This is a genomic window from Mycetocola sp. Y719, assembly GCF_056713205.1.
The window spans coordinates 383,730-395,942 of the sequence record NZ_JBWYGY010000002.1 but is presented as its reverse complement, the minus strand read 5'-3'; the positions used below and the strand labels follow the sequence as shown (position 1 = coordinate 395,942).

At 67.1% G+C, this 12,213-nt stretch carries 9 protein-coding genes; 7 read left to right on the top strand and 2 right to left on the bottom strand.

Annotated elements, in window-relative coordinates:
* On the bottom strand, nucleotides 1-1,062 hold the full coding sequence (gene wecB, locus AC1M0F_RS08240) for a non-hydrolyzing UDP-N-acetylglucosamine 2-epimerase (RefSeq protein ID WP_480237742.1): 1,062 nt from the start codon (nucleotides 1,060-1,062) through the stop codon (nucleotides 1-3).
* A gap of 105 nt (nucleotides 1,063-1,167) precedes the next feature.
* Here wecB and AC1M0F_RS08235 point away from each other — a divergent pair, with 105 nt between their 5' ends.
* Genes AC1M0F_RS08235 through AC1M0F_RS08220 form a run of 4 tightly spaced genes read left to right on the top strand, consistent with a single transcriptional unit; the run spans nucleotide 1,168 to nucleotide 6,456 of the window.
* Entirely contained in the window at nucleotides 1,168-2,949 is a 1,782-nt protein-coding gene (locus AC1M0F_RS08235; RefSeq protein ID WP_480237741.1) for an ABC transporter ATP-binding protein, read from the top strand.
* Between the two features lie 4 nt (nucleotides 2,950-2,953).
* The gene (locus AC1M0F_RS08230; protein WP_480237740.1) at nucleotides 2,954-4,054 is read left to right on the top strand and encodes a glycosyltransferase family A protein; all 1,101 of its coding nucleotides are present in this window, start codon (nucleotides 2,954-2,956) and stop codon (nucleotides 4,052-4,054) included.
* 37 nt (nucleotides 4,055-4,091) lie between these two features.
* Nucleotides 4,092-5,273 carry a hypothetical protein gene (locus AC1M0F_RS08225; RefSeq protein ID WP_480237739.1) on the top strand — a complete coding sequence of 394 codons (1,182 nt, stop codon included), beginning with the start codon at nucleotides 4,092-4,094 and terminating at the stop codon, nucleotides 5,271-5,273.
* 37 nt (nucleotides 5,274-5,310) lie between these two features.
* Nucleotides 5,311-6,456 (top strand): glycosyltransferase, encoded by a 1,146-nt coding sequence (locus AC1M0F_RS08220; protein ID WP_480237738.1) that lies wholly within the window; start codon nucleotides 5,311-5,313, stop codon nucleotides 6,454-6,456.
* Here the strand turns inward: AC1M0F_RS08220 and AC1M0F_RS08215 are convergent.
* The gene (locus tag AC1M0F_RS08215) at nucleotides 6,453-7,670 is read right to left on the bottom strand and encodes an acyltransferase family protein (RefSeq protein WP_480237737.1); all 1,218 of its coding nucleotides are present in this window, start codon (nucleotides 7,668-7,670) and stop codon (nucleotides 6,453-6,455) included. The genes AC1M0F_RS08220 and AC1M0F_RS08215 overlap by 4 nt on opposite strands.
* Nucleotides 7,671-7,762: 92 nt before the next feature.
* Between AC1M0F_RS08215 and AC1M0F_RS08210 the strand changes: the two genes are divergently transcribed.
* The 3 genes from AC1M0F_RS08210 (at nucleotide 7,763) to AC1M0F_RS08200 (ending at nucleotide 12,208) form a co-directional block, all read left to right on the top strand.
* The gene (locus AC1M0F_RS08210; protein ID WP_480237736.1) at nucleotides 7,763-9,028 is read left to right on the top strand and encodes a glycosyltransferase; all 1,266 of its coding nucleotides are present in this window, start codon (nucleotides 7,763-7,765) and stop codon (nucleotides 9,026-9,028) included.
* Entirely contained in the window at nucleotides 9,025-10,107 is a 1,083-nt protein-coding gene (locus AC1M0F_RS08205) for a glycosyltransferase family 2 protein (RefSeq protein WP_480237735.1), read from the top strand. Before AC1M0F_RS08210 ends, AC1M0F_RS08205 begins: the two co-directional genes overlap by 4 nt.
* Nucleotides 10,108-10,186: 79 nt before the next feature.
* Complete coding sequence (locus tag AC1M0F_RS08200) at nucleotides 10,187-12,208, top strand: serine hydrolase (RefSeq protein WP_480237734.1); 2,022 nt, start codon at nucleotides 10,187-10,189, stop codon at nucleotides 12,206-12,208.
* Nucleotides 12,209-12,213 lie beyond the last annotated feature (5 nt).

Below are 12,213 nucleotides of genomic sequence, written 5' to 3'. Positions count from 1 at the left end.
TCAGTTCGCGATCAGGTAGTCGATCGTCCTCGTGGCCGCATCGCCGTCGCCGTACGGGGTCGCATCGGTCTCGGCAGGGCGGGGGCGTGTCGCTGCCGCGGCGATCTCGTCCTTCGTGTTCGCGAGGACGTTCCAGCCGAGTTCGACCGTTTCGACCCATTCGGTCTCGGTCCTCACCGTCGTGCACGGGACACGGAGAAGGAATGCCTCTTTCTGGAGCCCACCGGAATCGGTGATCACTCCGCGGCTCGATGCCACAGCCGCGATGAGGTCCGGGTAGGCGAGCGGGGCGTGGGCGAGGAGTGAACCGGCCGTGAGGTCGATGCCGTGTTCGGCCGCCTTCGCCACGACACGCGGGTGAGCGAGCAGCACCACGCGGTGCTCGAGCGCTGCCAGCCCGTCGACGATCTGCCTGAGGCGCGCGGGGTCGTCGGTGTTCTCCGCACGGTGGATCGTCGCGACGTGGAACTCGCCGGGTGTGAGCCCGAGCTCGGCGACGAGTTCAGACGGCTTCCCGGCGATCTCGTCCCGGATGAGCAGAAGGACATCGGTCATGACGTCGCCGACGACGACGGTGCGGTCGCGCAGGCCCTCGTTCGCCAGGTGCTCGGCCGCGACCGTGGTCGGAGCGAAGAGCACGTCTGCGGCGTGGTCGGTGAGGACGCGGTTGTGCTCCTCGGGCATCTGCCGGTTGAACGACCGCAACCCGGCCTCGAGGTGAGCCAGCTTGAAGTGCAGCTTGACGGCGCTGAGCGCGGCGGCCACCGTCGAGTTCGTGTCGCCGTACACGAGGACCCAGTCCGGCTGCTCCTCCTCGAAGACGGCGTCGAGGGCTGCGAGCATCGCGCCCGTCTGGACACCGTGGGACCCGGAACCGATCCCGAGGTGGACGTCAGGCGCGGGGATCCCGAGGTCCTGGAAGAAGACGTCGGACAGCATCGGGTCGTAGTGCTGGCCGGTGTGGACGATCACGTGGTCGACGCCTGCCAGTGTGGCCGCCTTGGCGATGGGAGCGAGCTTCACGAACTGCGGGCGGGCCCCGACGACACTGATTATCTTCACGAGGAGTCATCTTAGTTCGTCGCCACCCGGCGGGTGTCTGGCCTGACCGGGCGATCAGGGAACTGTGGGATCATGGGATTTCGATCCCCCGAAGGTAGACGATCCGTGAAACTCCTCTGGCAGACCCTGAAACAACTCTTGCCGCTGCTGCCACCCCGAGCCCGCCGCTTCCTGTCGATATACGTCATCCTCTCGTCGGCCCTTGCGCTGCTCGACGTCGCTGCGATCGGCCTGCTCGCCCTCTCGATGGCGGCGATGGTGCAGTCGGATCCTGTGACACTGCCGGTCGTCGGCACGATCGACCAGTCTGGGTACGTGTGGATCCTCGTGGCCGTGTCCGGCCTGATCATCCTCAAGTCGGGCCTGAGCGTGCTGCTCCAGTGGCGCGCCACCAGACGCTTCGCCAAGTACGAGCTCGAGATCGGCGACCGCCTCTTCGGGGCGTACATCCAGGCCCCGTGGACGGAACGGCTGCAGAGGAACACCTCCCAGCTGGTCAGGATGGCGGACGTCGGGATCGCCGCAGTGGTCGCCGGATTCCTCCTGCCCGTCCTCAGCCTCCCCACACTCTTCACGACGTCGATCTCGGTCCTCGTCGTCATCGTGATCGCTCAGCCGGTCACGGCCCTTGTCACGGTGGTCTACCTGGGCCTCATCGCGTTCCTGCTCTACTTCTGGGTGTCCAGGAAATCGGTGGAGGCCGGCCGGGTGAACCGTGACTACTCGTTCAAGGTGGCGAGCCTGATGACCGACATGGTGTCAGCGCTCAAGGAGATCACGCTGCGCAACAAGGCCGGAGAGGTCGCCGGTGTGATCCACTCGAACCGGCTGCACACCACGCGCGCGCGGGCGAATCTCAGCTTCCTCGGTGCGGTGCCGAAGTTCGTGCTGGAGTCAGCACTCGTCGGCGGGTTCATCCTCGTCGGCGGCGTCGCCTACTTCTCCGGCGGGATGGCCGGCGCGTTCGCGGCGGTGGCACTGTTCGCGGTCGCCGGGTTCCGGCTGGTCCCTTCGCTCACCGGGTTCCAGTCCGTGATCACCCAGACCCACTCGAACATCCCCCAGGTCAAGGCAGTGATGGGCGACATCCACAAGGCTGAGGGCTACCTCGAGCGCGGTGAGCGCATCGGCCACGATCCTCTTCAGGGCGAACCGCGACTGCTCGAGCTCCGGGATGTGGCCTTCACCTACCCGGGAGGGGACCGGCCCGCCGTCAACGGGATCGACCTGACGATCCCGATGGGAAGCACAGTCGGTCTCGTCGGATCGTCCGGGGCCGGGAAATCCACCCTCGTCGACATCCTCCTCGGCCTGCTCGTCCCTTCGGAAGGCGACATCCTCATCGACGGTGTGCCGCTCGAGGGTGTGCTCGCCGACTGGCGGTCCCGCGTCGGCTACGTCCCCCAGGACGTCGCCCTCTTCGACGGCACCGTGGCCGAGAACGTCGCACTGTCCTGGACAGGCGACTACGACAGGACCCGCGTGCGTGAGGCACTGGAACGAGCACAGCTCTGGGAAGTGGTCTCCTCTCGGGCGGGCGGGATCGACGCCAGGGTCGGTGAACGCGGGATGTCTCTGTCCGGCGGGCAGCGGCAGCGGCTCGGAATCGCCCGTGCCCTGTACAGCGACCCGCTCATCCTCGTCCTCGACGAGGCGACGAGCGCTCTCGACACCAAGACGGAGTCAGACGTGTCGATCGCGATCAGGGAGCTGAGGGGACAGGTGACGATCATCTCCGTGGCTCACCGGCTCTCCACCATCCGCGACAACGACCAGGTCGTCTTCATGCGTGACGGGCGGATCGTCACCAACGGCACGTTCGCCGAGGTCGTCCGTGATGTCGAGGACTTCTCGGTGCAGGCGCGGCTCGCAGGCCTTGTCGACTAGCGCGGTGAACGACGCCCAGGCGCCGGCCGTTCCCGTGCTCGTCGACGTCATCGTTCCCGTCCACGACGTCACCCGCCCGATCAGGCGGACGGTGGAGTCCATCCTGGACGGGACACCGGCAGGGCAGGTCCGTGTCCTCGTCATCTGCCACAACATCCCGACAGCGGGAATCGAAGCCCAGTTGACCGGCATGCTCGAGTCCGGTGATGTCGAACTCATTCACTTCGTCGACGGCATCAGGAGCCCTGCTGGACCGTTCAACCACGGACTCACGGTCGCGACCGCACCGCACGTGTCGATCATGGGATCAGACGACTTCCTCGAGCCGGGTGCCATGGCCGCCTGGATCGCGCACGTGGCCGGGAGCAACCCGGATGCTGCGCTCGTCCCGCTCCGTCACCAGCACGGCGAGCTCCTGAGGAATCCGCTGACCCGGTGGCACCGCTCGACCCATCTCGACCCGGTCAAGGACCGGCTGTTCTACCGCACGGCCCCGCTCGGCCTGCTGCGCCTCGACGTCGTGCGCAGGCTGGGGCTCGAGTTCACGGCAGGGATGCCGGTGGGCAAGGACATGGCATTCAGCGCCCGCATGTGGACGGCAGGCGCGCGCATCGACTACCTCAGGACGGCTCCCGCTTACGTGATCGGAGCCGACGCGGAATCCCGGGTGACGACACAGGCACGCCCGATCCGCGAGGCGATGGCCGCCGTGCTCGACCTCGTCGGCCGTGACTGGGTGGCGGCGTCTTCGCCACAGGTACGACGATCCCTCGTGACGAAGCTCCTGCGCATCCACGTTCTCGGGGCGGCCATCACCCGGTCCAGCGCCGGGGCATGGGGTCCTGACGACGTCGCAGACCTCCGGTCGAGTGCCAGCGCTGTTGCCGGTCACTCCCCGTCGGCGGTCGCCCCGCTGTCCCGCGCCGACCGTGCCCTGCTCGATGCGGTTCTCGATTCCCGGTCGACCGTCGAGTCGCTGGTGTCGGCGACCGAGCGGCATCGGACGGCGTCGCGCCTGGACCACATCCTCACCCGAAACCCGTTCAGGATGCTCGCCCGCGAGTCCAATCTGACGCGTTTCCTGCTTTACCGGCTCGACCGATGAGGCAGAATGCAACCACAGGAGAGAGGGAGGGCCGATAGTGCTGCCGCCAGTGGTCCTCCGGGTCCTCAGCTTCCTGACGCGACGCGTCCCTGATCGCGTGCTCGTCGCCGTCCTGCCCGGGCGGTACCGGTTCGACGTGTCGAAGGTACCCGTTCCGACCGTCGGCCCTGACACGACGATCCGCCTGTACATCGCCCCGGTCAACTGGGCAGGACAGGGCTGGCAGTGGGCCCGCGCCGCAGAGCGTCTGCCGGGGGTCGGGGCCGTGAGCATGGCGTACCGACTCGACACCGACTTCGGTTTCCCGGTGGACGTCTCGGTCCCCGTCGGCGCGTTCGTGCTCTCCGGCCGATGGCAACGCGAGCAGAAACGCTCCGTCCTCGCGTCGTTCACCCACGTCATCATCGAGGCTGAGCGACACCTCTTCGGGCGCGTCTACGACCAGAGCGTCGCCGAACAGGCACGGGACATTCAGCGCTCAGGGCTGAAGCTGGCCATGCTCTGCCATGGGAGCGACATCCGGCTCCCCAGCAGGCACGCCGCAGCGAACCCGTGGTCCCCGTTCGCCGACTCCCGGTATCCGGACACGGCAGTCCTCGAGAAGCAGGCGCAGGCGAACCGTGCCGTGCTCGACGCGGTCGACGCACCGGTGTTCGTGTCGACGCCGGACCTTCTCATGGACGTCCCTGAGGGGCAATGGCTTCCTGTCGTGGTCGACACGGCCGCATGGCACAACGACGCAGGGCTGCTCGAGTCCGAGCGGCCGAGGGTCGTCCACGCGCCCAGCAAGGGTGTCCTCAAGGGGTCGGATCTCATCGATCCGGTGCTCGGGAGGCTCGCGGACGAAGGACTGATCGAGTACCACCGCGTCCAGGGCGTCCCTGCGGCCGAGATGCCCGGTATCTACCGCGGTGCTGACATCGTCCTCGACCAGTTCCGGATCGGCTCGTTCGGAGTCGCCGCGTGTGAGGCCATGGCGGCCGGGCGGATCGTGGTCGGCCATGTCACCGACCAGTCACGGGCGTACGTGCAGGCACAGACCGGGCTGGAGCTTCCCATCGTCGAGGCGACCGCCGACTCGATCGAGGCCGTGATCCGCGACATCTGTGCGGATCCCGCCCGGTACCGTCCGATCGGGGAACAGGGCAGGACCTACGTGGACACCGTCCACGACGGCCGGTTCTCCGCCGACGTCCTCAGCACCTTCCTCCAGAACTGATCGTGACGATCGCCACCGACTCCGAAAGAACCGTGAGATGAGTTCAGCACCCAAGCTCCTGATCCTGTCGTTCTCGCCGATCGACGGCGACGCCAGGGTCCTCAAGCAGGTCCGCCACTTCGTCGGCAGCTACGACGTCACCACGTGCGGATACGGGGACGCGCCCGATGGCGTGACCAGGCACATCCGGATCCCTGACGACCAGCCGCAGAATGATTTCTTCCCCCCGACACTGGCACTGAGGCTCTTCAACGCGACGTACTGGCGCACAAGCGCGGTCGCGTGGTGCACGAAGAACCTCCCGGCGGGGGAGTGGGATGTCGTTCTCGCGAACGACGTTGAGACGGTACCTCTCGCCCTGACGCTGAAAGCCAGGCACGGCGTCCACGCCGACCTTCACGAGTACACGCCGAAGCTGCGGACCGAGAACCCGCGCTGGATGCGCTGGCTGGCCCCGTACTACCGCTGGTTGTGCAGGCGTTACGTGTCGAAGGCGAGTTCGTGGACCACGGTGGGCCAGGGGCTTGCCGGCCAGTATCAGGCCGACTTCGGCTTCCTGCCCGGTGTGGTGACGAACGCAGCGCCGTACTGGGAACTTCCGGCATCGGAAGCCACGACACCGTTGCGTCTCGTCCACAGCGGGGCTGGCCTGCGCAACCGCAAACTCGAGATCATGCTCGAGGCCGTTGCGCTCACTCAGACCAGACCCACGCTTGACCTGTACCTGACCGCGAACGACCCGGCATACATCGAGGAACTGCGGACGCGTGGCGCGGCCATCGGAGGGATCCGGGTGAACGAACCCGTGCCGTACGACGAGCTGATCCCGACACTCAACCGATTCGATGTCGGGGTGTTCGTCCTTCCTCCTGTGAACTTCAGCTACCGGTGGGCACTGCCCAACAAGATCTTCGACTTCGTCCAGGCGCGCCTGGCGATCGTGGTCGGGCCGTCTCCGGAGATGGAGTCCATCGTGCGAGACAACGGACTCGGCATCGTCGCGACGGATTTCACGGCGCAGGCGCTCGCCGATGCACTCGACGCGCTCACCGTCGAGTCGGTCTCAGGGTTCAAAGCGGCGTCGACCAGGACGGCCGCCGTCCTCAACGCAGACAGCCAGGTCGCCATCTGGGACACGGCGATCGCCGACCTCATCGGCCGACGTGAGAGAACGAACGGCTAGGCCTTCGGGCCGGACGGCGTGCTTCCCGCCGGAGTCGCCTCGGCGGGCTCGTCGATCGCCTTCAGGGCGCGACGCTCGAGCCTGCGGTCCCACCACGACCGCAGGAAGCGTTCGCACGGACGCTCGACCAGGTAGTGCAGGGCGGCGGCAGCGGCGACGGTGACGACGAGTAGGGCCGCGTACCAGAGGAGGTTTCCCCAGCCCTTCGGCTGCTGTCCGACGACGGCCAGAAGCGCGTAGATGACGGTCGCGTGCACGAGGTAGAAGGCGTACGACCACTCACCGAGCAGGACGAAAGGACGCCACCGCATGATCGAACGCTTCCCGGTGATGTCGCTCCACGCGACGGCGGCGATCGTGACGGCGCAGGTCAGGATGATCCACTCGTTCGCAGTCGCGCGGAAGAAGTCGACAACGGAGTTTCCCGACCAGCGGATCGAGAGTGCGAAGAAGGCGATCAGCGCGCCGGCGCCGAGGTAGCACCACACCGGTGAGAGGCGGACCCGCCACCCCGCGAGCATTGCCCTGGCGATGCCCATCCCGATCACGAACTCGCTCAGGCGAACGACCGGCAGCGGAGCCTGGGCCAGCCAGGAAGAGGGGAAAGCCATCACACCGAAGCGGTAGAGGAAGGCAACGGCGACGACGCCGCCGACGAGAAGAAGCGAGCCCTTGACCTGAAGGCGGCCGAAGACGCGGTTGATCGCCGGGTGGAGGGCGTAGAAGAACGCCTCGCAGGTGAGCGTCCACGCGGCCGGGTTGCCGGAGAAGAGGATGACAGGGTCGCGTGACCAGCCCTGCAGCAGGACGAAGGACAGCGCGAGGATGCCGACGTTCACCGGCTTGACCCACCACTCGTCCGCGGCGGGGGAGAAGCTGTAGAAGACCGGGATGGCGAGCAGCAGCGCGATGAAATGCGACGGGTAGATCCTGGCGAAGCGACGCCAGTAGAACGTCGACGTCGCCGTTCCCGGGCGGGCCGACCAGGTCAGGACGAAGCCGGAGAGGACGAAGAAGAACGTGACGCCGTATGAGCCGAAACTCAGCGCGTATGCGCCGGGGAGCGGCGCGATGTTCGTCATGTGGTGCGCGAACACCGCGAAGGCGGCGAACCACCGCAGGCCGGTGAGGGAATCCAGGCGGGGCGGGCGGGCGATCGCGCCGGGCGCGGGCGCGACCGACGGCATCCGTCCTGTCTTCTGGTCACCCGTCACAGGAAGCCATTGTAAACGCTGAACCTGCGGCTTCCGTCCGTGTCCACGGTGCGGCTACCGAAGGGTGCCCGCGTCCGCCGATAATGGAGTGGATGATCTCCACGGTGATTTCGCAGTTCACATCCGCGCGAGCGGCCTGGTCGCGACCGCTGCGGCGAATCGCCGGGGCGCTGCTCGCCCTCGCTCCTGAACGCTACGAGATGCGCCTGAACCCCGCGAAGTTCGGCTTTCGCGAGGAGGACATCCCCTCGCCGCCCGACCAGCCTTCGGCTGACATCCGGCTCTATGTCGCTCCGGTGAACTTCGCAGGACAGGGCTACGCCTGGGCACGATCCGCCGAACTCCTCCCAGGGGTGGGCGCCGTGAGCATGCAGTACCGGTCGGAGCGGAACTACGGATTCCCGATCGACAACCCTGTGCCCGTCGAAGTCTTCACCAGGTCGGGCCGGTGGCAGGCGGCACAGCATGAGGCCGTGACCAGGGGGTTCACCCACGTCCTCATCGAAGCCGAGCGGAGCATCTTCGGCTCCCTCTTCGACACGTCGCCCGCCCGGGAGATCGCCGACCTCAGAGAAAGGGGCATCGCCGTGGCGATGGTGTCGCACGGCAGTGACCTGCGACTGCCGAGCCGGCACGCCGAACGTGACGAGTGGTCGCCGTTCCGTGACAGCGAGTGGGACCTCGTCCCGGCGCTCGAGGAGCAGGCGCTGAGCAACCGGGCGCTCCTCGCCGAGATCGGGGCGCCCGTCTACGTGTCCACGCCCGACCTTCTGCGCGATTTCCCTGCCGGCAGATGGCTGCCTGTCGTGATCGACCCGGCGGTGTGGGCAGCGGCGGACGGCGTCCTGGTTCGTGAGCGACCCGTCGTCGCCCATGTCCCCAGCAGCCCGACGATGAAGGGTTCCGCCCTGATCGACCCGATCCTCCGCGACCTGCATGATGCCGGAATCATCGAATATCTCCGGATGGAGGGAGTGCAGGCCCACCTCATGCCTGACCTGTACAAACGCGCAGACGTCGTCCTGGACCAGTTCCGGCTCGGACTCTACGGGGTCGCCGCCTGCGAAGCCCTCGCAGCAGGACGAATCGTCCTCGGGCATGTGGACGAGTTCTCACGGGAACACGTCCTCCGCACGACCGGCTTCCGCCTCCCGGTCGTCGAAGCCACGCCGGCGACCATCAGGGACGTGATCCTCGACGTGCTCGAGCGGCGCGCGCACTATCGCTCGATCGCCAGGGACGGCGTCGAATTCGTCCGCCAGGTCCACGACGGTCGGGCATCGGCACGGGAACTCCGGCGATTCCTGCGCCCGGAGGCCGAAGGCGGCGAACCGTGGGCTGATACCGTCGACGGGTGAGCTCGAATCCCGATGTCGACGTGGTGATCCCCGTCCACGACCCGCGACGACCGATCTCCAGGGCCGTGGGCTCGATCCTCGACCACAACCGGGCGGCGTTCCGGGTCACCGTCGTCTGCCACAACACTCCGGCAGCGGGCATCCGTGCCGGGCTCGCCGGGCATGTCGACGACCCGCGGCTGCGCCTGCTCGAACTGCACGACGGGATCCACAGCCCGACCGGTCCGTTCAATCTCGGGCTGGATTCGGCGACGGCGCGGTTCACCTCGGTGATGGGATCGGACGACGAACTCGAGCCTGGCGCCATCGACTCCTGGCTGGCGCTCGCCGACCGGGATCACGCCGCCGTCGTAGTCCCCAGGCTTCGTCATGCGGGTGGAAGAGACGTCCCGACGCCACCGGTGCGTCCTGGCCGGAGAAGGAATCTCGACGGGGTGAAGGACAGGCTGTCGTATCGGAGCGCGCCGCTCGGGCTCGTGTCGACGCAGGAGTTCGGGGCCGAGCGCTTCGTTGCTGGACTCGGCTCAGGTGAAGACGTCGCCTACGTCACCGCCGTCTGGTTCGGCGGACTCCCGATCAGCTTCGACCGACACGGACCCGCGTACCTGATCCACAGCGACGCGGGCGACAGGGTGACAATGGGGGTCAAGCCGGTCAGTGCCGACGTGGCATTCATGCGGCTCCTCGTCGAGGATTCGCGGTTCGCGAACCTCTCGGCAGGGCAGAGACTCGCCCTGGTGATCAAGCTGCTCAGGATTCACATCTTCGGAATCGTCACCAATCGACCGAGTCCGGCCGGGTGGACACAGTCCGATCGGCTCGACCTCGCCGAGATGACCCGGGCTCTCCTGGCGGTCGCCCCGGCGGCGGCAGGCATCCTGTCCAGGGCCGACGGGCGACTTCTCGATGCCATCCAGGACCCGACGGCATCGACGCAGCGACTCATCGACCTGGGCCAAGCGCGTCGGCACTTCGTCCGCCCCGGGTCACTCCTCCCTGGCGACCTGCGTCACTTTTTCTCCAGGGAGGCGCCGTTGCGGATGATCACGGCGTCTGCACTGGTCCGCGGGCTGCGCTGATCCAGCCCCCTACGGGCGCTCAATTCCCCCAAACGGGGGGTGCATGCTAGTCTCCGCTGAGGTGACGAGGGAGCCACGAATGGCAGCGGTAAGCGAAGACACGGCAAATCCACAGACGGAAGCAGCACGGCGACCACGGGGTCTGATCAGCTCGGTCCTGGCGTCGGTGATCGTTCTCGGTCTGCTCGCAACCGCCCAGACCGCGAGTGCTGCGCCAGCTTCGCCCCGAGCCGCTGCGGCGACGACTCCGACCGTTTCACGGGTCGGCGGTGCCGATCGCACGGCCAGTGCGATCGCCGTCTCGAAGGCGACCTATGCGACCGGAGCCCCTGTGGTGTACCTCGGTTCGTCCGTCACCTTCGCAGACAACTTCGTCGCAGGGCCGGTCGCAGCCGCTGCCGGGGCGCCGTTGCTCCTGTCGACCCAGACATCCATCTCGACGCCCACCGTCACGGAGATCCGCCGGCTCAAAGCCACGAAGATCGTCGTCGTCGGTGACACATCGAAGATCAGCGACGCCGTCGTGCAGGCGCTGCGGGCGAACGTTGCCCCTGACGTGACACGCATCGGGTCCGCAGAGGCATACGCATCGGCGAGGGCCATCGTGGCGAGCGGTTTCAAGACGGCACAGACCGCAATTCTGGTCTCCGGACGGACCTGGCTCGGCGTCGTCCCGGCCATGGGCGCGGCAGGGCAGCTGAAGCAGCCCCTCATCCCGGTCGATGGCAGCAGTGCGGCTCTCGACCAGGCGACCAGGAACCAGCTCGTCGCGCTCGGAGTGACGCGGGTGATCCTCGTCGGTGGCACCTCCACCATCTCTGCGGGCATCGAGACAGCGCTCCGCGGTTTCATCCCGACCGTGAACAGGGCTGACGGCGCCGACCAGTACTCGGCCGCGATCAGCCTGAACACCCTGCTCTACCCGACAGCGGCCCGCGCCTATCTCGCCAGCGGTGCGAACTACGCGGATGCCCTCGGCGTCGCCTCCCTGGTGGCCGCCCAGCCCGGCCCGGTCTACCCGTCCCAGGCCGGATGCGTCCCCGACGCCGTCAAAGCCGACATCACCGGCAGGTCGGCGGCCCAGACCGTGACCCTTGTCGGAGGCACCGGAACCCTGGGCGCAGGCGTCGCCGGACTCGTCGCCTGCTCCACGGCGAACTCCCAGACCAAGGCCGCGTCCGAAAAGGCGCTGGTGAACAAGCTGAACGCGGCCATGCCCGGCCTGCCCGGTGGGTACAACGTCTCGGCATTCGAAGCGGGAGGGCTCAAGCGGGCCGTCAGCGTCCGCGGCGGCAACACCGCCGAACCGGCGAGCAGCATCAAGCTGTTCGCTGCATACGCGGCCATGAAGAGGATCGACCAGGGCCGTCTGTACTATTCGACGAAGCTGGCGTCCGGGTACACCCTCGCCCAGTGCCTGCGCGCAATGATCCACATCTCGGACAACTACTGCCACAGTGACATCATCGGGCTGATCGGGGCCAACACGATGAACGCGATGTTCGCCGCAGAGGGCTACTCGGGAACGCACTACGCGGGGAACTGGAAGGGCAAGTACTACTCGTACAAGACCAGCACAACGAACGATCTCACGACGCTGCTCCTCCGCCTCAACTCAGGCACGCTGCTCAGCGCTGCGAGCTCGGCGTACATGCTCAAGCTGATGAAAGAACAGATCTGGCGCTCACGCATCGGGTCGAGCGTTCCGCCCGGTGTCGGAATCGCGACCAAACCCGGTGAGCTGTGGGTGTCGTCGGGGATGACCCAGATCGACGCCGGTCTCGTGTACGCGCCCGGCGGCACATACTCGGTCGTCATCATCGGCTACAAAGGAGCGACGAAAGCAGGGGTCGCCGCACTCTCCCGGATCGTCTACGAACACTTCAACGGCAAGATCTCGCGTGTGGCGACGTTCCCTGTCGAAAACATGCGCGTGACGAAGACCACCGTGGCCAGGACGACGGCGGGCGGGCGAGCCGCCTTCACGATCGCGGCTGGGTCCAACGTCGAAGCGCTCGACAGCGTCAGGCTCTGGTACCGCGTCACCTCGAACGGACGGACAGGCTACGTCTCGAGCCTCGACCTCGGGAACCGGTACTGACCGCG